This window comes from Lichenicola sp. GTC18331, from assembly GCF_055386855.1.
Map to the genome: position 1 here is coordinate 2,996,312 of NZ_AP045015.1, position 24,022 is coordinate 3,020,333.

22 protein-coding genes and 1 tRNA gene are annotated in these 24,022 nt (G+C 65.6%); 12 read left to right on the plus strand and 11 right to left on the minus strand.

Annotated elements, in window-relative coordinates; all coding sequences use genetic code 11:
- The first annotated feature begins 171 nt into the window (after positions 1–171).
- Entirely contained in the window at positions 172–2,175 is a 2,004-nt protein-coding gene (locus ACZ5BM_RS13730; protein ID WP_498908671.1) for a hypothetical protein, read from the plus strand.
- A 32-nt stretch (positions 2,176–2,207) separates the two neighbouring features.
- Here the strand turns inward: ACZ5BM_RS13730 and ACZ5BM_RS13735 are convergent, their stop codons facing one another.
- Positions 2,208–2,459, minus strand: a complete 252-nt coding sequence (locus ACZ5BM_RS13735) for a hypothetical protein (protein ID WP_498908673.1) — start codon at positions 2,457–2,459, stop codon at positions 2,208–2,210.
- Between the two features lie 13 nt (positions 2,460–2,472).
- Positions 2,473–2,949 carry a hypothetical protein gene (locus ACZ5BM_RS13740; RefSeq protein ID WP_498908674.1) on the minus strand — a complete coding sequence of 159 codons (477 nt, stop codon included), beginning with the start codon at positions 2,947–2,949 and terminating at the stop codon, positions 2,473–2,475.
- A 197-nt stretch (positions 2,950–3,146) separates the two neighbouring features.
- On the opposite strand from ACZ5BM_RS13740, the gene ACZ5BM_RS13745 reads away from it, so the two are divergent.
- From ACZ5BM_RS13745 to ACZ5BM_RS13770, 6 genes are all read left to right on the plus strand, one after another.
- The gene (locus ACZ5BM_RS13745) at positions 3,147–4,751 is read left to right on the plus strand and encodes a lysine--tRNA ligase (protein ID WP_498908675.1); all 1,605 of its coding nucleotides are present in this window, start codon (positions 3,147–3,149) and stop codon (positions 4,749–4,751) included.
- Positions 4,752–4,778: 27 nt separating this feature from the next.
- Positions 4,779–6,929 (plus strand): lysylphosphatidylglycerol synthase domain-containing protein, encoded by a 2,151-nt coding sequence (locus ACZ5BM_RS13750; RefSeq protein WP_498908676.1) that lies wholly within the window; start codon positions 4,779–4,781, stop codon positions 6,927–6,929.
- 116 nt (positions 6,930–7,045) lie between these two features.
- A complete protein-coding gene (locus tag ACZ5BM_RS13755) occupies positions 7,046–7,303 on the plus strand; it encodes a GlsB/YeaQ/YmgE family stress response membrane protein (RefSeq protein ID WP_498908677.1) in 258 nt (85 codons plus the stop codon).
- Positions 7,304–7,662: 359 nt separating this feature from the next.
- Positions 7,663–8,280, plus strand: a complete 618-nt coding sequence (gene rpsD, locus ACZ5BM_RS13760; RefSeq protein ID WP_422862663.1) for a 30S ribosomal protein S4 — start codon at positions 7,663–7,665, stop codon at positions 8,278–8,280.
- Positions 8,281–8,403: 123 nt separating this feature from the next.
- Positions 8,404–9,942: a peptide chain release factor 3 gene (locus tag ACZ5BM_RS13765; RefSeq protein ID WP_498908678.1), complete on the plus strand. Its 1,539-nt coding sequence runs from the start codon at positions 8,404–8,406 to the stop codon at positions 9,940–9,942.
- 95 nt (positions 9,943–10,037) lie between these two features.
- Positions 10,038–10,577, plus strand: coding sequence for a type 1 glutamine amidotransferase domain-containing protein (locus tag ACZ5BM_RS13770; RefSeq protein ID WP_498908679.1), 540 nt, complete (start codon positions 10,038–10,040; stop codon positions 10,575–10,577).
- Here ACZ5BM_RS13770 and ACZ5BM_RS13775 read toward each other — a convergent pair.
- Together ACZ5BM_RS13775 and zwf are read right to left on the minus strand one after the other, a co-directional pair.
- Positions 10,574–11,392, minus strand: a complete 819-nt coding sequence (locus ACZ5BM_RS13775; protein WP_498908680.1) for a hypothetical protein — start codon at positions 11,390–11,392, stop codon at positions 10,574–10,576. The two genes, ACZ5BM_RS13770 and ACZ5BM_RS13775, sit on opposite strands and share 4 nt — an antisense overlap.
- Positions 11,290–12,765, minus strand: a complete 1,476-nt coding sequence (gene zwf, locus ACZ5BM_RS13780; protein WP_498908681.1) for a glucose-6-phosphate dehydrogenase — start codon at positions 12,763–12,765, stop codon at positions 11,290–11,292. The genes ACZ5BM_RS13775 and zwf overlap by 103 nt, the downstream gene beginning before the upstream one ends.
- Before the next feature lie 156 nt (positions 12,766–12,921).
- Here zwf and ACZ5BM_RS13785 point away from each other — a divergent pair, with 156 nt between their 5' ends.
- From ACZ5BM_RS13785 to ACZ5BM_RS13795, 3 genes are all read left to right on the plus strand, one after another.
- Entirely contained in the window at positions 12,922–13,218 is a 297-nt protein-coding gene (locus ACZ5BM_RS13785) for a DUF2312 domain-containing protein (RefSeq protein ID WP_498908682.1), read from the plus strand.
- A gap of 72 nt (positions 13,219–13,290) precedes the next feature.
- On the plus strand, positions 13,291–13,926 hold the full coding sequence (locus ACZ5BM_RS13790; protein ID WP_498908683.1) for a hypothetical protein: 636 nt from the start codon (positions 13,291–13,293) through the stop codon (positions 13,924–13,926).
- A gap of 89 nt (positions 13,927–14,015) precedes the next feature.
- Positions 14,016–15,698 (plus strand): methyl-accepting chemotaxis protein, encoded by a 1,683-nt coding sequence (locus ACZ5BM_RS13795; protein WP_498908684.1) that lies wholly within the window; start codon positions 14,016–14,018, stop codon positions 15,696–15,698.
- Between the two features lie 28 nt (positions 15,699–15,726).
- On the opposite strand, the gene proB is transcribed toward ACZ5BM_RS13795, so the two are convergent.
- The 4 genes from proB to rplU all read right to left on the minus strand — a co-directional run bounded on the left by proB (position 15,727) and on the right by rplU (position 18,635).
- The gene (gene proB / locus ACZ5BM_RS13800) at positions 15,727–16,884 is read right to left on the minus strand and encodes a glutamate 5-kinase (RefSeq protein WP_498908685.1); all 1,158 of its coding nucleotides are present in this window, start codon (positions 16,882–16,884) and stop codon (positions 15,727–15,729) included.
- Positions 16,856–17,857 (minus strand): GTPase Obg, encoded by a 1,002-nt coding sequence (gene obgE / locus ACZ5BM_RS13805; protein ID WP_498908687.1) that lies wholly within the window; start codon positions 17,855–17,857, stop codon positions 16,856–16,858. The genes proB and obgE overlap by 29 nt, the downstream gene beginning before the upstream one ends.
- A 123-nt stretch (positions 17,858–17,980) precedes the next feature.
- A complete protein-coding gene (gene rpmA, locus ACZ5BM_RS13810; protein ID WP_422862674.1) occupies positions 17,981–18,250 on the minus strand; it encodes a 50S ribosomal protein L27 in 270 nt (89 codons plus the stop codon).
- 67 nt (positions 18,251–18,317) lie between these two features.
- Entirely contained in the window at positions 18,318–18,635 is a 318-nt protein-coding gene (rplU, locus tag ACZ5BM_RS13815) for a 50S ribosomal protein L21 (RefSeq protein WP_422862675.1), read from the minus strand.
- A gap of 221 nt (positions 18,636–18,856) precedes the next feature.
- Here rplU and ACZ5BM_RS13820 point away from each other — a divergent pair.
- Positions 18,857–18,946, plus strand: a tRNA-Ser gene (locus ACZ5BM_RS13820).
- Positions 18,947–19,873: 927 nt separating this feature from the next.
- A complete protein-coding gene (locus tag ACZ5BM_RS13825; protein WP_498908688.1) occupies positions 19,874–20,332 on the plus strand; it encodes a MarR family winged helix-turn-helix transcriptional regulator in 459 nt (152 codons plus the stop codon).
- An 82-nt stretch (positions 20,333–20,414) separates the two neighbouring features.
- On the opposite strand, the gene ACZ5BM_RS13830 is transcribed toward ACZ5BM_RS13825, so the two are convergent.
- The 3 genes from ACZ5BM_RS13830 to ACZ5BM_RS13840 all read right to left on the minus strand — a co-directional run bounded on the left by ACZ5BM_RS13830 (position 20,415) and on the right by ACZ5BM_RS13840 (position 23,987).
- Positions 20,415–21,890 (minus strand): porin, encoded by a 1,476-nt coding sequence (locus tag ACZ5BM_RS13830; RefSeq protein WP_498908689.1) that lies wholly within the window; start codon positions 21,888–21,890, stop codon positions 20,415–20,417.
- An 88-nt stretch (positions 21,891–21,978) separates the two neighbouring features.
- On the minus strand, positions 21,979–23,655 hold the full coding sequence (gene actP / locus ACZ5BM_RS13835; RefSeq protein ID WP_498908690.1) for an SLC5/6 family protein: 1,677 nt from the start codon (positions 23,653–23,655) through the stop codon (positions 21,979–21,981).
- Positions 23,652–23,987, minus strand: coding sequence for a DUF485 domain-containing protein (locus ACZ5BM_RS13840; protein ID WP_498908691.1), 336 nt, complete (start codon positions 23,985–23,987; stop codon positions 23,652–23,654). Before ACZ5BM_RS13840 ends, actP begins: the two co-directional genes overlap by 4 nt.
- Positions 23,988–24,022: the final 35 nt, after the last annotated feature.

Consider the following 24,022-nt stretch of genomic DNA (forward strand, 5'->3'; position numbering starts at 1 on the left):
CCGCTCGGCCCCGACTTGTCGTGCAGGCCAGCCCGGAAGCGGGAACGCATAAAAGTAAATAAAATGACAACAAACTGGAAATAAAGAGAAGATATCGAAATATTTGCGCGTTGCAGATCAACTGGTTTCGTCTGTATCGTTTCGGTATCAAACGATACGGATCATTTCGTCATGGTACCCGCAAATTCCGTACAGAACAGTCTGTCCGCCCTGTCGGTGGATGCGGCGACGCTGGTTCACAATGCGAACGGTGCGACGGCTTACAGCTATGCCTCGGCTGGGAAAGGAACCGAGACGCCGCAGCTGCTGATCGACCTCACGGCATCGGAGCCGTACTCCTACACGGATTGCAACGGCTGGGTGAATTACGCCCTGAACTCGACCGCGCCCTTGCATTTCGCGGTGGCGACCGCCTCGCGTCTGGAGGCGCAGTTCAACACGGGGTCCACTCAGAACGATGGTGGCGGTCTTGTTCTGGAGGAAAGCAGGCAGCCCTTCGCCAGGGCTTTCGTTCTGGCTCATGACTTCGCCGCCGCGTCCTTGCTCGGCAGTGGAACTGGCAGTGGCGGTTTCTTGCAGGTGGCGAATTTCGCCGATCTGCAGGCCGGCGACGTGATCGCCTATGCCACCGGCATCTACGCCGACCCGGCCAACGCCAACCTGCCGCAAACCAACGATACCGGACATGTCATGATCGTGACGGCAGGGGCGGTATCGCTGGGCCTTGCGTCCGACCCGAGTGTTTCGACGATCGGCGGAAGCGATCCGGTCGCCGACATCTATGCGGTGTCGATCGTCGACAGCAGCGACGTCGTGCACATGCAGCAGAACACGACAGGTCTCGGCTTTGACAACAGGCCGATCGTTCCCGGCATGGATCGCTTCAACTATCTTCTGTCGAGCCTCGACCAGAGCCGCGCGCCAGCAAATTCGGATCCGAAGGCCGGTGGTCTCGGCACGGGTACGATGTATTTCGCGGTCGACGCGTCAGGCAAGGCGATCGGCTTCAAGTTCAACGAGCATGGCTCCTGGCAGTGCGAACAGACGGCGGGTTCGAGCGCACTGAACGGGCTTCTGCTGACCGCCGGTCGACTCGATCAGACCATCGACCTTTCGGTCCTGCCGCAAACGGCATTCAATCAGGCGGGCCAACTCGTCGTCACCTTGATGGCCAACCGCGATACCAGTCTCGCCGGCACGGAAACGGAAACGATTTCCGGCCGTCATGGGCTTCTGGTCGATGGTTCGGGCGTCTTGACGCTGAAGGCGGCCAATCCGGATTTCGCAGGCGGCATCGAGCTGCACGGCGTCGGGCTCGAACTCGGCGTCGCCGGTGCGGCCGGAACGGGCGCCATCGTCACGGATGAAAGCACGAGCAACAGCATCCTGATCGACGCCGGCTCCGTCGTCATCGCCGCGCATGGTGACGATACCGTCAGCGCGGGCGAGGGTGGTTCGGTCGTGTCGGGCGGCCACACGCTGCATTTCGTCGGGTACGGTGCCTCGACCGTTGATGGCGGGAGCGGTTCCGCGACGATCTCCGGTGGTGCCGGTGGGTCCTACAAAGGCGGAACGGCGGGCAACAACGTCATCCATGGCGGCGGCCACTCCACCGTGTCGGGCGGTGGAAGCGGCGATCACCTGTTCGGCGGGAACGCCGACACCCTGATCGCCGCAAACGGCAACACCACCCTCTACGGCGGAATGAACGACATCTTCGTCGATGCCGACAAGAGTTTTGCCTTCACGGGCCAGAAAGCGGTGTTGTTCGGCGCGGAAGCAGGGAAATCCGATGTCGTGGCCGGCACGGGCGATTTCCTTCTGGTCGGCCGCGGCGGCAGCACCACAGTCTTCGGCGGAGCTGGCAGCGGCCAAACCTGGGCTGGAAACACCCGCATGACCGATGTGGCCGGCACGGGATCCGGAACGCTGGTGGTCGGTACGGACCAGTCCGCTCTGTGGATCAATCAGGTTGCCGGCGATCAGACTATTCTGGCCGTGGAAGGCGCCAGTGGCGGCAATGCCACCGTCCTGGGCTTCAGACCCGGTACCGACCATTTTGCCGCAGCAGGTTACGGCAATGCGCCGACGCAGACAGTCGCGAACGGTTCGCTCACCGTGTCGCTGTCCGACCACACGACCATCACCTTCGTCGGTATCACGACTTTCGGCTGAGCGGGAAACCGCGCGAAAGCGCGGCTTCGGCATCACCAGCGCTGATAGGACCGGTTGCGGTTCCAGAGATAAAGGCCGCCCACCACCACAACGGTGAGCACCACGATTTCGCCCAGACTGAGATGGCGTAGGAGGCGGAAGATCGTGCCATAGATCAGCCCGTGGACGATCGAAGAGATCACCATGTGGCCGATCCACGACCCGCCGCCGAACCCGTGATGCATTCCGTAGCCGCCACCATAGGCGTGGTGCCAGCTCGCGTTGATCAGTTCGGGAGCACGCATCGACCGGGCGGTTTCAGAAGATCTTGTTGATCAGATCGTCGCCGATCCCGAATCCGGCGCCGGTTTCGATCGCCCGCCCGAAGGACGAATTCAGGAACGAGCCCAGCATGCCACCGCTTTGCTGCGGCTGCGGCGCATAGGCTGGCTGAGGCTGCGGGGGCGGTGCGAAGCCGCCCTGCTGCGGCGCCTGGAAGGTCGGCTGGCCCCAGTTGCCCTGCGGCGGGTTGCCCGGAAAACCGCCGCCGTAGGTGTTCTGCGCCTCGGTGGCGACGAAGCCGTGGATCGCCTGCAGGAGGTTGCTCATCTGGTCCTGCTCGCTCTTGAACGAGATCGCCAGTTCGCGCAGGTCGAGAAACCATTCCCGCGCCTGCTGGTCGCCGCTTTGAGCCGCCGCCTGCAGCTTGCCGCCGAGCACTTGCAAGGCCTGCACCGTCTGCTGCGATTGTCCCTGCAACTGCCCGAACTGCTGCTCGATCGTCTGCACGTCCACGATACACCTCCATTCCGCAACGTATGATTCTAGCACGTGCCGGCGAACGGGGCAGGACGGGCCCGATTAAGCTTTCGTCAGCTGGCGAGCCGATGCCACAGGCGCAACGATCCGGTGCCGACGACCACCGTACGCGCGGTCCCGCCCCGCGTGCGCACCGGTTCCCGCCGTGCGCCGTTTGGGCTAGCGTCCGCCGCATGTCCGCCGACCTTCAAACCTCAACGTCCGCTCCCCTCCTGGCCCCGCTGCCGAAAGCCTGGCCGTTCGAGGAAGCGGCCAAGCTCGCCGCGCGCATGGAAACGAAAGGCGCCGATGCGGTGCCTCTGCTGGAAACCGGCTATGGCCCGTCCGGTCTGCCGCATATCGGAACGTTCGGCGAGGTGGCGCGCACTTCCTGGGTGCGTCAGGCCTATACCGCGCTCACCGGCAAGCCGACGCGCCTGCTCGCCTTCAGCGACGACATGGACGGGCTCCGCAAGGTGCCGGACAACGTGCCGAACCGCGAGATGCTGGCCGAGTTCATCGGCCGGCCGCTGACCCAGGTGCCGGATCCGTTCGGCACCCATGACAGCTTCGGCGCCCACAACAATGCCCGGCTGCGCTCGTTCCTGGACGGGTTCGGTTTCGAATACGCGTTCGCGTCCTCTACCGACTATTACCGTTCCGGCCGGTTCGACGAGACGCTCATGCGCGTGCTGGAACGCCATGACGAGATCGTCGCCGTGATCGCGCCCACCCTGGGTCCGGACCGTCGCGCCACCTATTCTCCCGTGCTGCCGATCCATCCCGAGACCGGCATCGTCATGCAGGTGGCGATCGAACGCATCGATGTCGGTGCCGGCACGGTGGTGTGGCGCGACGAGAGCGGCCGCGCGTTCGAGACGCCCGTGCGCGGCGGCGGCGCCAAGCTCCAATGGAAGGCCGACTGGGCGATGCGCTGGGCCGCGCTCGGCGTCGATTACGAGATGTCCGGCAAAGATCTGATCGACAGTGTGCGTCTGTCGTCCAAGATCTGCCGGGTGCTGGGTGCGGAGCCGCCGGTCAACCTCACCTACGAGCTGTTCCTGGATCAGAACGGCCAGAAGATCAGCAAGTCCAAGGGCAACGGCATCTCGGTCGAGGAATGGCTGCGTTACGCTCCGCCGGAATCGCTGGCGCAGTTCATGTTCAACCAGCCGACGCGCGCCAAGCGTTTGTTCTTCGACGTGATCCCGCGCGCCGCCGACGAGTATCTCGCCAATCGCACCAAGGCCACCGAGCAGAACGCCGCCGCGGAGCCGGCTCTGCGCACCAACCCGGCCTGGTTCATCGATGCCGGCCGGATCGCCGAGACCACCCCGCCGGTGTCGTTCGGCATGCTGCTGAACCTCGCTTCGGTCGCCAATGCCGACAACCCCGAGGTGCTGTGGGGATTCCTGGAGCGCTATCAGCCGGGCGTCACGCCCGAGAGCGACCCGCTCCTGGCCCGTCTGGTCGAACACGCGGTCAGCTATTACGGTGATTTCGTCCGTCCGGCGAAGAGCTTCCGCGCCCCGGACCAGAACGAGCGCGCAGCCTTGGCCGACCTGGCGGACGTGCTCAAGGGCGCCGAAGCCGGCACGCCCGCCGATGCGCTGCAGAACATGGTGTTCGAGGTCGGCAAGCGTCACGACTTCCCCGAATTGCGACGCTGGTTCGGCTGCCTGTACGAGGTGCTGCTCGGCCAGACCGAGGGGCCGCGCTTCGGCATCTTCATCGCCCTCTACGGTGTGGCCGAGACCGTGGCCCTGATCGAGGCCGCGCTGCTCAGGTCGGACGCGTAAAGGCGTTCGGCGGGCACGGACGTCGCCATGCGGTCCGATGTCGAGCGAAAGCCCGTCGCGATGCCGGAGGGCCTCGGAGCGGGCGGCGGCGGGTCTTCCACGCCCTGCTGCGCGGAAGGCGGCGCGCGTAGATCATCGCGGCTGAAACGGCTTTCCGGGCTGCTGCCGCCGTTGCTCGGCCTGTTTCTGCTCGTGGGCGCGATCTATGCCGTGCACAACGAGTTCCGGCACCTGTCGCCCGCGCGTATCCGCGTCACGCTCGGTGAAATCCCGGCACATGCGCTGCTGTTGTCCGCCGGCTTCACCGTGCTCTCCTATTTCATTCTGTCGTTCTACGACAGGCTCGCGGTGGCTCATGTCGGTCGGCGTCTGAGCTTCGGCCGCACCGCCTTCGCCGCCTTCTGCTCCTATGTGCTGTCCCATAATCTGGGTTTCGCCGCGATCTCGGGCGCCGCCGTGCGCTTTCGCCTTTATGGAAGCTGGGGGCTGAAACCGCTCGAGATCACGCGCATCATCGCCTTCTGTTCCATCACCTATCTGCTCGGCGCCTGTGCGTTGATCGGCGGGGTGCTGCTGCTGGAACCAAGCGCGCTTTCGGCGCTGAACGCGCATCTGCCGAGGGGGCTGATGGCGGTGGTGGGCGTTGCCGCATGGGCAGTCGTGCTCGCCTATATCGTCCTGTCCGCTCGCCTCCCGTCGGTCCGCCTGTGGCGCTGGACCGTGCCTCTGCCCGGCGTGCAGATGGCGATCGCTCAGGTGGTCGTGTCCGCGCTCGACGTGGCTGCCACGGCCGCGATCGCCTATGCGCTGCTGCCTGCCGGAATCGGCCTCAGCTATCCTGCGTTCCTGGCCATCTACATCGCCTGCTACAGCGCCGGCCTGCTCGCCAGCGTGCCGGGCGGTCTCGGCGTGTTCGACGGCGCCATGGTGCTGGGCCTGTCGCCGTTCATGCCCGCCGCCGACGCCGTCGCCGCCATTCTCGTGTTCCGGCTCTATTATTATATCCTACCCTTGTTCCTGGCCGGGCTTCTGTTCGCAGGGCACGAACTGTTCCTGCGCGGCGACAGCCTGCTCGCGGCCCGCGCGGGCGTCGAGCGTGCAGCGCCGCCCCGTCCGTCTCTGGCGGTGCGGGAAAGCGAGGCCGATTTCTCCGTCACCGTGGCTACGGGCGCCGTGATCCTGTGCGGGGCCATGTTGATCGCCACCGGCCTGTTCCATCGCGCGCCGGATGATCTCGCTTTGCTGATCCCGGCTCTCGGTCCGGCTGGTCCGGATGGGCTGTTCGGCGGCGATGCGGTGGGCGGGTTCACCCGCGGCATCGAGGCAATCGGCGATTACGTCCTGTCCCTGATCGGCGCGGTGCTGATCGGGCTGGCGATCGGCCTGTCGCAGCGCGTCACCCTGGCCTGGGGCGCCACACTGGTGTTCCTCAGCATCGCCGCAGCACTCTCCGCCCTGCGCGGTCTGCCGCTGGAGGTGCCGGCGGTGCTGATCCTTGCGGCCCTGGCGATCGCTCCGTTCCGCTCGTCCTATTACCGTCACGCCCGTGTCCTCAGCGAACCGCTGGCGCCGGCCACGATGGCGCCCCTGCTGCTGCTGGTGCTGTCCCTTCTGATCCTGTCGCGCTTGGAGCCGGGCGGTGGCGTGGCGGGCGCGCGCGGCTGGCTGCCGCTGGTTCTCGGCGCCCATGTGCCCACCCATCAGCGCGTGTCCACGGCCCTGGCCGTGCTGGTCGGTCTGGTGGCCCTCGGCCGTCTGGTCCGGCCGGGGCACGTGTCCGCTTTGCCGTTCTCCGGCGAGCCCGCGACGCGCTGGTCGCAGTTCGCATCCGGGGAGGGGCTGGGCATCGACGCGCACGGCGCGGACGGGCTGATGGCCGGGGAGACCGGCCGTGCCCTGGTCGCCTTCCGGCGCGAGCGGGGCTTGCTGATCGGTCTGGGCGATCCGCTGGGCGCCGCCGCCGACCGTGTGTCGGTGATCTGGCGTCTGCGCGATCTGGCACTGGAAGAGCAGCGCGCTCCGGTGTTCTGGCGCGTCGGGCCCGAGTTGCTGCCGGTCTATGCCGATCTCGGCCTCGTATCCTGGCCCTTGGACGAGACGAACACGCTGTTTCTGTGCTGCGCGGCCGAGCGTGGCGAGCAGCTCCTGGCCCGGCTGGAGACCGTATCGCAAGGCTGAGCGAGGCTCGGCGAGAGTGCGACTTTCTCGCCACGCTGCGGCAGTGGATCGCGAGGCCGCCGAACCCCGGGACGACTCCGCGCTTTCACGGTCGACGCAATCGTGGAGGAACTGCCATGTCCATCCTCGCCTGGATCGTGCTCGGACTGATCGCCGGCTTCATCGGCAGCAAGCTCGTCAACAAGAGCGGATCGGGACTTCTTCTCGACATCGTTCTCGGGATCGTGGGCGCCCTGGTCGGCGGCTTCATCTTTACCGCTTTCGGTGGCAGCCACGTCACCGGCCTCAACGTCTACAGCCTCGTCGTCGCCGTGATCGGCACCATGGTCGTGCTGGTGGTCTATCACGCACTGTTCGGGCGGCGATCGCTCTAAACAGCCCGCCCTCTCTGCAGTCGTTTGAACCGGAGCTAGCGGGCCGCGGGTCGCTGTTTCACGTTGCTGCGGGTCGACCTGGCCAAGGTAGCTCCGGCATCCAGGTGCCGGGGTGATCGCCGGCACTGAAGAGGGGCCAGCCTAGCCGTTCAGATTGACAATCCGGGAGCCGATGCCTAGAAGCCGCTCCCACTGCCGGGAACGTGGACGGTCCGGCCGGTTCCGCTTGCGCGGAGCACGGTGACACGGAACGCGCCCGCCTCGACCCGCCCGGGTCAGGGCCTACCGGTGCAACAAGCGGAACGGGACGACGGGGTCACCCGAACGTGTCGCCGCACCGAGAAGAAAGGAGCGCGCTCGTGACCAAGCGCCTCGAAAGCAAGTACAAGATCAACCGCCGCCTCGGCGTGAACCTCTGGGGCCGTGCGAAGTCCCCGATCAACAAGCGCGAATACGGCCCCGGTCAGCACGGCCAGCGCCGCAAGCAGAAGCCGTCCGACTTCTCCGTGCAGCTGATGGCCAAGCAGAAGCTGAAGGGCTACTACGGCAACATCAGCGAGAAGCAGTTCCGCAAGTACTATGACGAGGCCGTCCGTCGTAAGGGCGACACTTCCGAGAACCTGATTGACCTGCTGGAGCGCCGCCTGGACGCGGTGGTCTATCGCATGAAGTTCGCGATGACCCCGTTCGCCGCCCGCCAGTTCGTGAACCACGGCCACGTGACCGTGAACGGCCGCAAGGTCAACATCCCGAGCTTCCTGGTGCGCGATGGCGACACCATCGAAGTGCGCGAGAAGTCGAAGCAGCTCGCCGTGGTGCTGGACGCCGTGCAGAGCGCCGAGCGCGACATCCCGGAATACCTGGACGTCGATAGCCGCTCCATGAAGGGCAAGTTCAACCGCTCGCCGAAGCTTTCGGACGTGCCGTATCCGGTGACCATGGAACCGAACCTGGTCGTCGAATTCTACTCGCGTTGATCGGACCGCAGGGGTACCGCCCCTGCACCCCGCCAGAGGGCAGTCGCCCTCTGGACACCCGATACTAAACCCTGGGTTCCAAGGGCCAGCCCTTGGCCGGGTCCAGGGGCGGAGCCCCTGGCAGTGTCTGACAATCTTTCCGAAATCGCCCGTCGCCGCACCTTCGCGATCATCTCGCACCCGGATGCCGGCAAGACCACGCTGACCGAGCGCCTGCTGCGTGCCGGTGGCGCGATCCAGCTCGCGGGTAACGTGCGCGCCAAGGGCGAACGCCGTCGCACGCGTTCCGACTGGATGGGCATCGAGCGCGATCGCGGCATCTCCGTCGTGACCTCGGTGATGACGTTCGAGTATGGCGGCTGCATCTTCAATCTTCTCGACACGCCGGGCCACGAGGACTTCTCGGAGGATACCTACCGCACCCTGACGGCGGTGGATGCGGCGGTGATGGTGATCGACGCCGCCAAGGGCATCGAGGCGCGGACGCTGAAGCTGTTCGAGATTTGCCGCCTGCGCGATATTCCGATCATCACCTTCGTCAACAAGATGGATCGCGAGGCGCAGGATCCGTTCGCGCTTCTGGACGAGGTGTCGCAATCGCTGGCGCTGGATACCGCGCCAGCCACCTGGCCGATCGGCCGCGCCGCCCAGTTCGTCGGCACCTACGATCTGCGCGCCCGGGACGTGCATCTCGACACGCCGTTGGAGCAAAGCGACCCGCGCATGGTGGCGCTGGGCGAGGAACTCGAGCTGGTGCAGGCGGCCTTGCCGGAATGGGACAAGGACGGATTCGATGCCGGCCATCTCACCCCGGTCTATTTCGGGTCGGCGATGCGTGAGATCGGCGTCACCGATCTCCTCGACGCGCTGGTGAGCTTCGGGCCGCCGCCGCGCGCGCAGGCCACCGACACACGCGTCGTGCAGGCGGACGAACCCGGCATGACGGCGCTGATCTTCAAGATCCAGGCGAACATGGATCCGAATCATCGCGATCGCATGGCCTTCGCCCGCGTATGTTCCGGTCGTCTCACCCGCGGCATGCGCGTGCGTCACGTCCGCACCGCCAAACAATTCGCGCTGCATACGCCGCAGTTCTTCTTCGCGCGCGACAGGCAACTCGCCGAGGAGGCTTTCGCCGGCGACGTCGTGGGCATTCCCAATCACGGTACGCTGCGCATCGGCGACACGCTCACCGAAGGCGAGGATATCCGCTTCACCGGCGTGCCGCATTTCGCCCCCGAAATCCTGCGTCGCGTACGTCTCGACGACGCGATGAAAGCAAAAAAGCTGCGTCAGGCTCTGCAGGAACTGGCGGAGGAAGGCGTCGTTCAGCTGTTCCGCCCGCAGGATGGCGCACCGCCCATCGTCGGGGTTGTGGGCACATTGCAGCTCGACGTGCTGCAGGCGCGTTTGTCCGGCGAATACGGCGTGGCGATCGGCTTCGAAAGCACGCCGTTCTCCCTGGCGCGCTGGGTCGACGGCGAGAAGACCAAGTTGGCCGGTTTCGTGGGCTCCAACCGGACCGCGATGGCCGACGATCTCGATGGCGATCCCGTTTTCCTGGCCTCGTCCGCCTTCATGATGCGTCGGACGGTCGAGATGAATCCCGATCTGGTGTTCACGGATATCAAGCAGATCGGCGTTTCGACGGAGAAGCGCTGACGCGGTCTGGAGCGTGCTCGCCACCGCGTGACCGCAAAGGGGTGGAACAGCCTGTGTTGCACGCCGTTGCCAGACGGCCAGCACAGGAGGAACCCATGGCCGCACTCAGCCAGCGCAAGATCGCCGTTCTGTTCACAAACGGCGTCGAGGAAGTCGAACTGACCAAGCCCGTGGCCGCGCTTGAGGAAGCAGGCGCGACCGTCACGTTCGTCTCGATCGAGACGGGCACGGTGCAGGCGATGGAGCAGGACGTGAAACCGGCCGGCACCTATGAGGTCGATCTGGCCGTCGCCGATGCCGATGCCGCAGCGTATGACGGGCTGCTTCTGCCGGGCGGCACCACCAATCCGGACGCATTGCGCATGGACGACAAGGCCGTTGCGTTCGTGCGGGCCTTCCATGACGCCGGCAAGCCGATTGCGGCGATCTGTCACGGGCCCTGGATGCTGATCGAGGCCGGCGCGGTCAAAGGTCGCAAGATCGCGTCCTGGCCGTCCTTGAAGACAGATTTGCGTAACGCCGGCGCGGAATGGGTGGACGAGACCGTGTCGCGCGACGGGACGCTGGTGACGTCGCGTAACCCGAATGATCTGCCGGCGTTTTGCGAGGCGATCGTGTCGTTATTCGCGGCCTAGACGTAGGTCAGCAGGATACGGGCCGACACCAGCAGGTCCGGCCCGCTCTCTTCCAGGAAACGGGGAATATCGTTTTGCGCGATGACGCGTAGCGCGTCGTATTCGGTGTTCCCCCGGTCCCGCCAGCGCTTCTCGATCGACGCGAAGGCGAGACCGGTCGTCACGATGCAGCCGATATCCAGCACACGACCGCCCGGATGCTCCATCGCGACGATCGGCGTCACGGGGCCGACCTCGCTGCCGACGATCCCGATTTCCTCTTCCAGTTCGGCCAGGAGTTGCTCCGCGATGTCCACCGCGTCGCCGTCGCGCGCTTCCACCGAACCTGCCGGCACCGATTGCCAACAGGCCGGTCGATACACCGCATCTGCACGCCGTCGCCCGAGGACGATGCCGGACGGACACCGCAACAGGCCGTTGACGGCGAGCGCGCGGAGATGGGGCAGGGGAAATCGTTCGGGCTGACGCAGCTGGGCTAACAGGAACCGATACCGCGTCCAGTAACCGGCCACGCAGCCGGGGGACACGCTGTTCGCGATGAAGACGCGGCCGTCGAACAGATTCGGGCGTTCGCACAGAGCGTCCGCCCAGATCGCGTCGGCAAGATCGGCTTCCTCGGCGACGGCGGGCGTCCCCGTCGCCGTCACCGAGAAGCCGGGTTCGAGCCGGGTGGCGATCCACCCAGGCTCGAACCGGTCGGGAAAGGTCTCGCTCAGACCATGTCCTCGTGCCAGACATTGCGGGTCGTCGCCAGCAGCTTGCGCGCCGCTTCCGGGCCCCAGGATCCGGCCGGATAATGGTGCACGGGTGAGCATTTCTTCTTCCAGGCTTCGAGGATCGGCTCGACCCAGGTCCAGGCGGCCTCGACCTCGTCGCGACGCATGAACAGCACCGGATCGCCGCGCACCGTGTCCATCAGCAGCCGCTCGTAGGCGTCGGGATACCGTGCGCCGAAGGCCTGCTCAAAGGACACGTTGATGTTGGCCGGGCTGAGCGCCATGCCGTCGCCGCCGGGCACCTTGTTCATCACCGAAAGCTGGATGCCTTCCTCCGGCTGCAGACGGATGATCAGGCGGTTCGCTTCGAGCTTGGTCGGGAAGATCGACCAGGGTGTCTCGCGGAACTGCACCACGATCTCGCTGACCTTGTTTGGCAGACGCTTGCCGGAACGCAGATAGAACGGGACCTTGCCCCAACGCCAGCTATGCACCTCGGCGCGGATGGCGACGAAGGTTTCGGTGTCGCTCTGCTTGCCGTCGCCGAGCTCCTCAAGATAGGCCGGTACGATCTCGTTGCCGATCTTGCCGCGACCGTATTGCCCCCGCACCGCGACGTTGGGGACGTCCTCCTCGCGGATCGGCTTCAGCGCGCGCAGCACCTTCAGCTTCTCATTGCGCAGATCGTCGGCACCGAGCGAGCCGGGCGGCTCCATCGCCACCAGGCACAACACCTGCAACAGGTGGTTCTGGATCATGTCGCGCAGGGCGCCGGAATTGTCATAGTAATCGCCGCGGCCTTCCACGCCGACGGTTTCCGCCGCCGTGATCTGCACGTGCTCGATCGCGTCGCTGTCCCAGAGGCGCTCGAAGACCGGATTGGCGAAGCGCAGCGCGATCAGGTTCTGGACGGTTTCCTTGCCCAGGTAATGATCGATGCGGAAGACCTTCTTCTCTTCGAAATACGCGCCGACCTCGTCGTTGACCTTGCGGGCGCTGGCCAGATCGTGACCGATCGGCTTTTCGAGCACCACGCGGGTCTTCTCGGTGACCAGCCCATTATCGTGCAGGTTCTTGCAGATGGCGCCGTAGAGTTCGGGCGAGGTCGCGAAATAGAACACGCGGATCACGTCGGCGCGATCCTCGCCGAACAGATCGCGCAGGTTCTCCCAGGTGCTGTCGGCCTCGGCGCCGTTAACGCTGGCGAAGAACACCATGCGCAGGAAACGCTGCACCGTCTCCTCGTTCAGCGCATCACCCTTCACGAAACGGCGCAGCGCCTTGTCGGCCCGTTCGCGGAACTCGTCATGGCTCAGCTTGGAGCGCGAGGTGCCGATGATGCGGCTGTCCTCTGGGATCTGCCCGTCGCGGAAACGGTGATACAGCGCAGGCAGCAGCTTGCGCATGGTCAGGTCGCCGGTGGCGCCGAACACGACGTAGTCGAATGTGTCCACCATGTTCAATGTCGCCATCCCTCATCGCTCCTTCTGCCGACCCTCTCGGCCGGCGATACCTAACATCATTGACCGCCCGCGTCGCGCCACGGTAAGCCCCCGACCTGCGAACGATCCCGAACCCCGGTAACGGGTCGCACCCCCGCCGGATGCCCTGAACGGAGAAGTGTCATCATGCTGGACGAAGCCGACCGGAACGCCGGGCACGACGACACCCAGGACAGCACGGCCAGCGCCGTCGGCGGGATCGCCGCGGACCGGCTTCGCTCCATCATCGAGCGCGTCGAACGGCTCGAAGAGGAGCGCAAGGCGCTTGCCTCCGATATCAAGGACATCTTCGCCGAAGCCAAGTCCGCCGGGTTCGACGTGAAGGTGATCCGCCAGATCATCCGCATCCGCAAGCAGGAGCCGGCGGATGTGGAGGAGCAGGAAACCCTGCTCGACATCTACCGCCGCGCACTCGGGATGTAACGCCGCCCGCGTCCTGTCCGGCGTCTCGTCGAGACGCTGGCGGGCCGCGTTCGATCACGTTATGTTCGCGTGATGTCGTTGAACCTTCCTTTGCCGGACTGGGTGCCCTGGTGGGCGCAGCTGGTGATCCTGATCCTGGCGATCCTGTTCGGCTTCGCGTTCCTGATGATGCCGTTCGCCGTGTTCGGCCTGAAGGGTCGGCTCGACTTCTTGGAAGCGCAGCTCGACGACATCCATGCCGAGTTGCGGATGGTGGCGACAAGGCTGCCGGACCCGAATCGTGCGCCGCTGCGCGAGCCGGTATTCGAGGAGATGCCGCGTCAGGCGCTAGGGCGAAGCCCGTCCCCGGTGCAGACGCCTGAGCCGCCTTACGTGGAGCCGGCGCGCACCGAGCCACTTCATCCGTCGCCGGCTCCCCATCAGGAGCCGCAGCAGGAGCCCGCACGGCCCGCGGAGCGGTCGCCCGTGCCGCCGCGCTTCGCCGCGGTACGCGAGCCCGCGCCGCTGCGCTACACGCCGCCAGCCGAAGAACGAGTGCCCTTTCGTGACTCGGCCACTGATTGGGACGATGCGGAGTCGCCGCCGCGCCGGCCTCTGCGCGCCACGACCTTGCGCGATCCGTCCCGCGATCGCTTCCACGGGTCCACCCCGGAGACGCCGCGCGGCCCCTCACGTTCGGAGCCGACGCTGCGCTGGCCACCGCGCTAACGACGCGGATTTGTCGGACCGGACGACGATATTAGGATTTCTTTTACCGGTCTCCATGCAGTCTCGTTCCCAACGGGAAAGAAACGAGAATGCTGCATCTGTCCAACATGCCCATTGTCCGCAAGATCGGTCTCGGCTTCGCCCTGATCGTCGGTTGCGCGGCCTGTCTCGGCGTGGTTGCCGACCGCCGGATCGACATGCTCGCCAACGCGACCGACACCATGGCTGTGGAAACGCTGCCTGGGCTGAAGGCGATCGTGACGCTGGCTTACGAGACGATGCGGTTTCGCCAGAGCGAAGCCAGTCTCGCGATTAGCAATGCGGCCACGGCCCCGACGGATCTGGCGCAGCTGGCCGATGCGAGCCATCGCATCGACGAGCAGTTTGCAGCCATGGCTGCCTCCTCCAATCCGGCGATCCGGAAGGAGGGCACGGCGTTCGCCGATGACTGGAAGGCCTATCTGATCCAGGATGGGGTATATGTCGGCCAGCTCAAGATGGGGGCAATCAGCACGCCGCTGGAGAGTTTTCGCGGCCCGATGCGCGTAACCTTTGATCGTTTCGAGAATCGCCTTGCCGATTCGTTGACAACGATGCGCGCGCAGGTCGGCAAGCAGGCCGAGCGCGACGTCGCCGACGCCCACATCTCGCGCCTGTTGATCGTCGGACTGGTTCTGATCGTGATCGCCCTCTGCGTCTCGATCGGGTGGGGTATGCTGCGGACCATCTCGCGTCCGATCCTGGCCCTGGCCGATCGCATGAAGGGTCTGGCGGCGCACGATCTTCATGCGCCCGTACCATGCACGGATCGCGGCGACGAGATCGGCCGCATGGCGGCGGCAGTTCGCGTGTTCAAAGACAGCATGCTGCGCGGCGTCACGCTGGAAACGGCACAGGCCGAGGAGCGTCGGGTGCGAGAGGGGCGCGCACGCTCGCTCGAAGTGTTGGTCGACGCGTTCGAGACTAAGGTTGCCGATATGGTCGATATGCTGGCCGCCGCGGCGTCCGAACTTGAAGCGACTGCGGGCGAAATGTCATCGACGATGGAGACGACCGGACGTCAGTCCAATCTCGTGGCGGATGCGGCGAGGAGTGCTGATCAGGGCGTTCAGAACGTTGCCGCCGCGACGGAACAGCTCAGCAGTTCGGTGCGCGAGATCACCCGTCAGGTCGCCGCGAGCGCGGAACGGGCTGGTCTGGTGGCGGAGGATGCGCATCGAACCGACGCCGTGGTGACGCAGCTCGCCGATGCGTCGGGCCGGGTCGGACAGATTGTCGACCTCATCTCGTCCATCGCCGCGCAGACCAATCTTCTGGCGTTGAACGCCACCATCGAAGCGGCACGAGCCGGCGAAGCGGGCAAAGGCTTCGCCGTGGTGGCCTCCGAGGTGAAGTCGCTGGCGCAGCAAACGGCCAAGGCAACCGAGGGTGTGGGCGAGCAGGTGGGGCAGATCCGCGAGGCCACGCAGGCGGCGGTCACCGCCCTGGGTGCGATCGCCACCGGTATCGAAGATATCAGCCGGTCATCGGTGATGATCGCGGCGGCCGTGGAACAGCAGGGCGCCGCCACCGGTGAGATCGCGCGGAACGTTCAGCAAACGGCTGGAAGCACGCGCGCCGTGACCGAGAACATCGTCCAGGTCAGTCGCGCCACGCAGGATAACAATTCGGCAGCGACGCAGGTGATGGCTTCAGCCAGCGCATTGTCGCGACAATCGGAGATGCTGAACCGCGAGGTGCGTCAGTTCCTGCAGCAGGTGAAGGCGGCGTGAACGCTTTAAAGTCTGGCGATGAAACGCCTCAGTGCGTTCCCATCACCAGATCGTCGCGGTGGATCATCTCGTCGCGGCCGCGCCAGCCGAGCACCGTCTCGATCTCGTCCGAGCGGCGACCGGCAATGCGGGCGGCATCCACGCTGCCATAGGCTGCAAGACCACGCCCTAGCGTTTCGCCGGTCTCCGTCTGCACACGGACCACGTCGCCGCGTTCAAAAACACCCTCCACATGACGCACCCCTGCCGGGAGCAGCGAACCGCCCGTTTCCAGCGCGCGGGCGGCGCCATTGTCGATCATCAGACTGCCGGACGGGGGGAGGCCTGCGGCGATCCAGCGTTTCCAGGCCGTGCGGCCGCCGGGCGTTGGCAGAAACCAGGTGCAACGCGCGCCGTCGTAGAGCGCCTGCAATGGGTGGTCGGTCTTGCCGAGACCGATCGCCATGGCGCAGCCGGAGCCGGTGGCAATGGCGGCAGCCATCAGCTTGGTGCGCATGCCGCCGGAGGAATAACCGGGCGGGGGCGCGCCGCCCATGGCCTCGATCTCCGCCGTCAGCGATCCCACGACCGGCACGTGCTGCGCATCCGGGTTCGTGCGCGGATCGGCGGTGTAGAGACCATCGATGTCGGACAGGAGCAGCAGCTGATCGGCGCCGATCATCTCGGCCACACGCGCGGCGAGCCGGTCATTGTCGCCGAAACGGATTTCGGCGGTGGCGATCGTATCGTTCTCATTGATTACCGGCACGCAGCCAAGGGACAACAGCGTGTCGAGCGTGGCGCGGGCATTGAGATAGCGGCGGCGGTCCTCGGTGTCGTCCGGTGTCAGCAGAAGCTGTGCCGCGACCAATCCGTGTGCGGAAAGCGCCTGGCTCCAGCTCTGGGCCAAACGAATCTGACCGACCGAGGCTGCCGCCTGCTTTTCTTCCAGACGTAGCGTGCGCCGTTTCAAGCCGAGTGCATGACGGGCCAGCGCGATGGCTCCGGACGACACGACGATCACCTCGACACCGTGGCTCCGCAGGGCCGCGATGTCCGCGGCGACGCCGTCCAACCAGGCCGTTCGGGGGCTGGCCGCATCGGCATCGACCACCAGGGCGCTGCCGATCTTCACCACCAGCCGCCGTGCGCGGCCGAAACGCGGCAGTGCGGCGTCTTCAGCCACGCCGGAACTCGTGCACCGCATCCTGAAGCAGACGGAGCGTTTCCTTGACATGCGTATGCGTCGCGCCGGACAGCAGCACCACCTGCTTGCCGGTCGCGCGCTCCAGCGCACGGCGACGCGTGCCGATCTGCTGCGGGGTCATCGCGTCGATCTTGTTGAGCGCGATGATCTCGGGCTTTTCGGCCAGACCACCGCCATAGGCCTCCAGCTCCTCGCGAATGGTGCGCCAGGCATCCACCACGTTGCCGGCCGTGCCGTCGATCAGGTGCAACAGAACGGCGCAGCGTTCCACATGGCCGAGAAAACGATCGCCGAGTCCTGCGCCTTCATGCGCGCCCTCGATCAGGCCGGGAATGTCGGCCAGGACGAATTCTTCCGTATCGGTCAGGCGCACCACGCCGAGTTGCGGATGCAGCGTGGTGAAGGGATAGTCGGCGATCTTCGGCTTGGCGGCCGAGGCGACCGACAGGAAGGTCGATTTTCCGGCATTGGGCAGGCCGACCAGACCGGCATCGGCGATCAGCTTGAGCCGCAGCCACACCCAGCGTTCCTCGCCCGGCCAGCCCTTGTCGGCGCGTCGCGGCGCGCGGTTGGTGCTGGTCTTGAACGAGGCGTTGCCGAAGCCGCCATCGCCGCCCTTGCAGAGCAGGATACGCTTGCCCGGTGCGTCGAGGTCGGCAAGCAGAACCTCGCGCTCCTCGTCGAAGATCTGCGTGCCGATCGGCACCTGGATCAGAACGTCATCCGCGCCTGCGCCGGTGCGGTCGGAGCCGGAACCGTTGCCGCCCTTGCGAGCGCGGAAATGCTGCGTGTAGCGGAAATCGATCAGCGTATTGAGGTTGGCGACGGCTTCGAACCAGATATCGCCGCCCTTGCCGCCATTGCCGCCGTCCGGTCCGCCGAACTCGATGTATTTCTCGCGACGGAACGCGACGACGCCGTCGCCGCCATCGCCGGAGCGCACATAGATCTTGGCCTGATCGAGAAACTTCATCGCATACGGTCCGAATCGAGGTTCCGGGGCCGGATGGGCGGAACGCGGCGGGAAAGAGCAGGGGATGAAAAAGGGCCGGCCTTGCGGCCGACCCTTCTGGAAGAACCAACCGTGCGGAAGCGGTTATTCCGCGGCCAGCGCCGGGGCGTCCACCGAAACCTGCACCCGGCCTTCGGCGCGGGTCTCAAACTTCACGTGGCCGTCGACCAGCGCGAAGATGGTGTGATCGCGACCCACGCCAACATTGCGGCCGGGCTTCACCTTGGTGCCGCGCTGGCGGATGATGATGTTGCCGGCGATCACGCTCTCGCCGCCGAACTTCTTCACGCCGAGACGACGGCCGGCGGTATCGCGACCGTTGCGGGACGAACCGCCTGCTTTCTTATGTGCCATTGCCTGAACTCCTGTGCTGACTGTGCTGCCGACATCCTCAGGGCGGGCATGAGCCGCCCCTTCGGGTTCAGGCGGCGCTGATCTCGCCGATGCGCAGCACCGTCACGGGCTGGCGATGGCCGTTGCGGCGGCGGCTGTTCTGCCGGCGACGCTTCTTGAAGATGATGACCGTGTCGAGCTTGTCCTGCGCGATCACCGTGGCGGTCACGGTGGCGCCCGGAACCAGCGGGGCGCCGATCACGGCCGCACCTTCGCCGCCACCCAGGGCCAGCACGTCGGTGAAGGTGTAGGTTGCGCCCGGCTCGACATCGAGCTTCTCGACCTTCAGCACCTGCTGCGGGGTCACGCGATACTGCTTTCCGCCGGTGCGGATGACTGCGTACATGTTTGTCCTGCTTTCCGATCTCTCGAGCCCCGGCCGCCTTGTGGCGATCATGCGGAACCCCAGTCGCTTCTTATGATGGGCTCCACGCATGCGCGGAACGACGCTGTTGCCGGCGAAAAGCCTTCCTCAGCGAGCGGTGCGCATAGCCGATCGGGCTTTCCGCTGTCAAGCTCTTGCAACCGGAGCCAGGATGATCCTATAAGCCCGCCGCCACGACCTCCGGAGAGGTGCCAGAGTGGTCGATTGGGACGGTCTCGAAAACCGTTGTGGGTGCAAGCTTACCGTGGGTTCGAATCCCACCCTCTCCGCCAGAAACAAGCAAGAAAACAAACAAAATTAGCGCGTTGCTCGGGGCGTCATTCTTCATCCCATCGTCACGCGCATTTTGCGCCGTCGAGAGTCTCCGTTGGCGGGTGAAAGCTGAAGAAACAACCCGACCGTAGCGACTGACCTCAGGTGGCGATCGTTGCGTCTGACGGGTTGTGGATACCTTCGGGCGGCTCGTGACCTGACTGCTTTTCCGACAAACCGTACCTGACGCGTCACGCGATGGAGTGTGCGGTGCGGGCAGATGACTGGGTCGGCTCCTCTTCTGCTTACGGCGCAATGATGGGTGCGAAGCTCCGCACTGGTGGTCATGTCAGCCGAACGGTCGCAGTCCGCCGGTTCGGCCGGACAATCCAAGAACGCATCGCGGATACCGCGTTCGACCCGAAGCCGGTCGCAGCGCAAGACCCTGCCCCCCCTTTGTGTGTTCCGGCAGCAGATGGCGTCATGACGCGCCTGTCCGGGCCGTGTCCGTCATGCCGTCGAAGACCGGCTGATCGTTGCCCGCAGGCCGACAACCTCTTTCGCGCTGGTGGGTACGGACGGCCGATCCACGTTCACGCCGCTGATCCATGCTTTGTTTGTGTGGTGGATCAATGCCTCCGGTTGGGGCAAGCGATGTCGTTTCGGGGAAACAAGCTGCTTATCCGTGATCGTGATTCGGTTTTCCCCCAACGTTGCGGCTCCATGCCCTAGACGCATCCTGTCCGCCGTTTCAAAATCGACGCGCGGGCCGGTTTGACGGCAGCAATTCGTTTTATGGCCCCACCGCGGAGACTGGCGTTTGCAGACCGGCCTTAGCGGGCAGGTCCGGTTTGCCAGACATAGGCCGTCTCTTTTTCAATACGATGTCTCGATTATGATTGGGTTCTTGAAGGGGTTTGGTAATGGGCGATCGAGTGGACACGGACATGCTCGGCTCCGCGGAAGGGCTGATCAATCCGGTCGGGGACCATCTCGGTTTCCTGCTCCGCCGTTGCCACGCCGCCGTTCTTGAGCGTGTCACCCATGAGGTGCGCGCTTTCGACCTCCGCCCGACGGAGTTCACGGTTCTGATCGCCGTGCGTCAGAATCGGCACATCCGGCCGAGCCGTCTCGGCGAAATGCTGGGGATCAAACTCGGCAATCTCAGCCCTCTGCTGGACCGGCTTGAGGATCGCGGCTTGCTGTCCCGCCGCCGCGCCGCTGACGACCAGCGTGCGGTCGAACTGCAGATCACCCCATTGGGTCGTAGCGTGGCGACGAAAGTGACGCGCGCCGTGGATGGCCATAGCGCCATCACGGAAAACGCGATGGGCCATAGCGACTATGCCGCCTTGATCGAGCTGCTCCGGAAGCTGCTGGACATTCTTCAGCCGAAACCGGTCTGACTCGCCAAACGCAGAGATCGGCCGCCGGCAGCGAGGCTTCCGCTGCCGATCGTCTGCCTCCACTCGAAACCTGGCTGGGTGTTCAGAAGGTGAAGCGGCCACCCACCGTAGGATCCACATTGCTCCGGTTCAGGAAGCCGCTCGCCAGACCGTTGTTCACCATCGAGAGCATGGCGCCGCCATACACCTCGAACCGCTTGAATACGCGGTAATCCGCCACCACCGACACCGCGTCCAGATTGCCGGAACAGCTCGCCTGGCTAGCATCGGTGCAGCGATTGGCGGCGAAACTGTTCTGATGCTCGTGGTAATAGGCGGCATCCAGCGACAGCTTGGGCGTCACCGCGTAGCGCGCGCCCGTCCACACCACCTGGAACAGCTTGTTGCGCAGGAAGGCACCGTTGTTCACCACCGCCAGCTGGTAGCCGTAATCGTAGGTGCCGGCGATCACCGGATTGCCCGGATTGGCGTAACGGATGTTCTCGTAGCCCGCGAACAGGCTCAGCCGCTTCATCCGGTATTTCGCCAGAAGCATCACGCTCGACGTGTCGGACACTGTCGCCGCCAGGGAATTCGGGGGCGATACGCGCTGTTGCGCCGCGGTCAGGCTGGATGCGGCGATCGCGTCGTCTACATGCGAATAGATTGCGTCCACGGACAATCCGCGCAGCGTCGCACCGATATCCACCTGCACGGCACCACCGCCGCCATGGCCGTCCTTGCCGCCTTTGCCCGGTGCGTTCGGCAGCTGATACAGCACGCCGGTTCGGATCGGGCCGAAATTCACGAGGTATTTCAGCACGTCGTCGAGCCTGGCGTTCTCCGTGTTGCCCGTGCCCGCCGTCGCGCCCTGCCAGCCGATCACCGAGAAGGCATTGGACGCGAAGAGCGGATCGTAGGCGATCACGCCGTCAAGATCGAAACCGTTCTGGCGGCCGAAAGTCAGGGTGCCCAGTTTCGTGCTCAGACCGAAATAGGCGAAGGAGTTGAACACCTGCCCGTTGCGGTTGCTGTCCGCGTTGCCGCTCTGCTGGCTCAGCGGCACGCCGCTATTGCTGTTCAGCGACGCCAGTCCGTTGGAAAGGCGACCGGACGTGGGAAGATAGGTGCCCTGAGCGTCGAACACGAACGAGATGCCCGGCGCCAATGTTTCCCGGCCCTTCAGGCCCAAAGAGGAATAGCCGAGCGCATTCGGCTCCACGCCCCAGCGCGAGCGGCCGCTGTTCCTGGACACGAGATAGTTCAGCCCCGGCCCGAACGACGTGCTCAGCTTCTGGCCGTGCGACATGTAGCCGACGCCGACATCCAGCGTGCCGTAGAGCGTGATGCCGTGCCAGGTCAGCGGCGCGTAGGCGGCGATCGGGGGCGTGCCGCCGATGGTCGCCGAAGCCGGCGCGGGCGTCGCGATCTTGAGCTGGGTGATGGTGTCCGTATCGCCTGTCTGCGCCGTTTCGGCACGCTGCGCATGGGCTGCGCCGGCGAACGAGACGGTCGTTGCGGCCGTCAGCAGAACGGGAAGGAGCGAAGACCGGCGTCGGCCGGCAGAGGGGTCGCGCATGGCAACACGTCCGGTTGGAGGTTTCCTTGAATGCCCGGTTATGCTCCGGGCGCGACGGTCCCGTTGATCGGGACCGTCGCCAGAACGATCAGTGCGACGAAGCGGCCGCGGCGCCGATGCCGGTCTGCGAGCGCACGTATTGCTCGTCGAACGCGGCCCGTTCGCGCGCGGCACGCGGGGTGCGATCGGTGACCGAACCCAGCCAGCCGCCCAGGAATCCCAGCGGCAGCGAGAGGATCGCCGGGCTTTCCAGACCGAACAGCGGATGCGGGAAGCCCAGGATCGCCACCCACACCACCTTGCTCAGAATGGTCAGGCCCACCGACGAGATCATGCCGAGCCAGCCGCCCCACACCGCGCCGCGCGTGGTGAAGCCGCGCCAGTACATCGCCAGCAGCAGCACCGGGAAATTGGCGCTGGCCGCGACCGCGAAGGCGAGCGCCACCAGGAAGGCGACGTTCTCGCCCTGGAACAGGATGCCCAACACCACCGCGATCAGCCCGATCACCAACGAGGTGATACGGGTCACACGCTTCTCCGCCACGCCGCCCGGATCCTCGCCGCGACGCAGGACGCAGGCATAGAGATCGTGGCTGATCGCCGAGGCGCCGGCGATGGTCAGCCCGGCCACCACCGCCAGGATGGTCGCGAAGGCCACCGCCGACATGAAGCCCAGCATCAGATTGCCGCCCACCGCGTGCGACAGGTGCAGCGCCGCCATGGTGGTGCTGCCGCGCAGCTTGCCTGCGGCGTCGAGATAGCTCGGGTCGTGTGAGATCAGCGCGATCGCGCCGAAGCCGACCAGCGAGGTCATCACATAGAAGTAGCCGACCAGACCCGTCGCCCAGGCGATCGAGGATCGGGCCGCGCGGGCGTCGGGCACGGTGAAGAAGCGCATCAGGATATGCGGCAGGCCGCCCGTGCCGAACATCAGCGCGATGCCGAGCGAGACCGTGGAGAGCGGGTGCGCCACCAGCGCGCCCGGCGCCATGATCGCCGCGTGTTTCGGATGCGCCGTCACCGAGGCCGCGAACAGCGCGTCGAGCGAGAAGCCGAAATGCGACAGGGTCAGCAGCACGATCGTCGTGGTGCCGGCCAGCATCAGGCACGCCTTGATGATCTGCACCCAGGTGGTCGCCAGCATGCCGCCGAACAGCACGTAGAGGATCATCAGCACGCCGACGATGATCTCGGCCGCGTTGTAGGGCAGGCCGAACAGGGTCTCGATCAGCGCGCCCGCGCCGACCATCTGCGCGATCAGGTAGAACAGCACCACCACGAGGGAGTTCACCGCCGCCACCGTGCGCACCGGCCCGGGCTGCAGGCGGTAGGACACCGCGTCGGCGAAGGTGAACCGGCCCAGATTGCGCAGACGGTCCGCCAGCAGACCGACCACGATCGGCCAGCCGACCAGGAAGCCGATCGAATAGATCAGCCCGTCATAGCCCGAGGTGTAGACCAGCGCGGAGATGCCCAGGAACGAGGCGGCCGACACGTAGTCGCCGGCGATCGCCAGGCCGTTCTGGAACCCGGTGATGCCGCCGCCGGCATTGTAGAAATCGCCCACGGAGCGCGTCCGACGCGCCGCCCAGAAGGTGATGCCGAGGGTCACCAGAACGAACACCAGGAACATGCCGATCGCGGTCAGGTTCAGCTTCTGACGCACCACGGGCCCGGTCTCGAGGCCGGCGGCGAAGGCCAGCGCCGGCATGAGCAGTGCCGCCGCGGACAGGGCGGCGATCCGCCCTTTCGATGCACGGCTCATCGCGCGTGCCGTGCGACGATGGCCTGACACAGCCGGTCGAGCTGCGACGCGGAACGGCGCACATAGAACAGGACCAGCAGGAAGGTCGCGATCATCACGCCGAGGCCGACCGGCAGCCCCAGCGTCGTCGCCTGCCCGATCCGCACCCGCAGGATCTCGGGCGCCGTCACCAGCACGGCGATGTAGCCGAAATAGATCACCATGGTCGGGATCACGACCAGCAGGCCGAGACGCGCCCGGCGGGCGGCGAGAACACGGAAGTCCGGATCAGCGGCGATGGCGGCGGTGAGACCGGACCCCGTTCGTCCGGCGGGCGTTTCCACGGATGGCATGGTTTGCCTTTTTTCTGGATGATGACGTTTCCGTA

What these genes read in the sequence shown, in the direction of transcription:
- ACZ5BM_RS13770 (WP_498908679.1), top strand. Translation starts at nt 10,038, where the DNA reads ATGGCCGCACTCAGCCAGCGCAAGATCGCCGTTCTGTTCACAAACGGC.
- ACZ5BM_RS13755 (WP_498908677.1), top strand. Translation starts at nt 7,046, where the DNA reads ATGTCCATCCTCGCCTGGATCGTGCTCGGACTGATCGCCGGCTTCATC.
- obgE (WP_498908687.1), bottom strand. Translation starts at nt 17,857, where the DNA reads ATGAAGTTTCTCGATCAGGCCAAGATCTATGTGCGCTCCGGCGATGGC.
- rpmA (WP_422862674.1), bottom strand. Translation starts at nt 18,250, where the DNA reads ATGGCACATAAGAAAGCAGGCGGTTCGTCCCGCAACGGTCGCGATACC.
- ACZ5BM_RS13825 (WP_498908688.1), top strand. Translation starts at nt 19,874, where the DNA reads ATGCTCGGCTCCGCGGAAGGGCTGATCAATCCGGTCGGGGACCATCTC.
- ACZ5BM_RS13840 (WP_498908691.1), bottom strand. Translation starts at nt 23,987, where the DNA reads ATGCCATCCGTGGAAACGCCCGCCGGACGAACGGGGTCCGGTCTCACC.
- ACZ5BM_RS13735 (WP_498908673.1), bottom strand. Translation starts at nt 2,459, where the DNA reads ATGCGTGCTCCCGAACTGATCAACGCGAGCTGGCACCACGCCTATGGT.
- ACZ5BM_RS13795 (WP_498908684.1), top strand. Translation starts at nt 14,016, where the DNA reads ATGCTGCATCTGTCCAACATGCCCATTGTCCGCAAGATCGGTCTCGGC.
- ACZ5BM_RS13745 (WP_498908675.1), top strand. Translation starts at nt 3,147, where the DNA reads ATGTCCGCCGACCTTCAAACCTCAACGTCCGCTCCCCTCCTGGCCCCG.
- ACZ5BM_RS13790 (WP_498908683.1), top strand. Translation starts at nt 13,291, where the DNA reads ATGTCGTTGAACCTTCCTTTGCCGGACTGGGTGCCCTGGTGGGCGCAG.
- ACZ5BM_RS13730 (WP_498908671.1), top strand. Translation starts at nt 172, where the DNA reads ATGGTACCCGCAAATTCCGTACAGAACAGTCTGTCCGCCCTGTCGGTG.
- rplU (WP_422862675.1), bottom strand. Translation starts at nt 18,635, where the DNA reads ATGTACGCAGTCATCCGCACCGGCGGAAAGCAGTATCGCGTGACCCCG.
- ACZ5BM_RS13775 (WP_498908680.1), bottom strand. Translation starts at nt 11,392, where the DNA reads ATGCTCACCCGTGCACCATTATCCGGCCGGATCCTGGGGCCCGGAAGC.
- proB (WP_498908685.1), bottom strand. Translation starts at nt 16,884, where the DNA reads ATGCGGTGCACGAGTTCCGGCGTGGCTGAAGACGCCGCACTGCCGCGT.
- zwf (WP_498908681.1), bottom strand. Translation starts at nt 12,765, where the DNA reads ATGGCGACATTGAACATGGTGGACACATTCGACTACGTCGTGTTCGGC.
- ACZ5BM_RS13830 (WP_498908689.1), bottom strand. Translation starts at nt 21,890, where the DNA reads ATGCGCGACCCCTCTGCCGGCCGACGCCGGTCTTCGCTCCTTCCCGTT.
- ACZ5BM_RS13750 (WP_498908676.1), top strand. Translation starts at nt 4,779, where the DNA reads ATGCGGTCCGATGTCGAGCGAAAGCCCGTCGCGATGCCGGAGGGCCTC.
- actP (WP_498908690.1), bottom strand. Translation starts at nt 23,655, where the DNA reads ATGAGCCGTGCATCGAAAGGGCGGATCGCCGCCCTGTCCGCGGCGGCA.
- ACZ5BM_RS13785 (WP_498908682.1), top strand. Translation starts at nt 12,922, where the DNA reads ATGCTGGACGAAGCCGACCGGAACGCCGGGCACGACGACACCCAGGAC.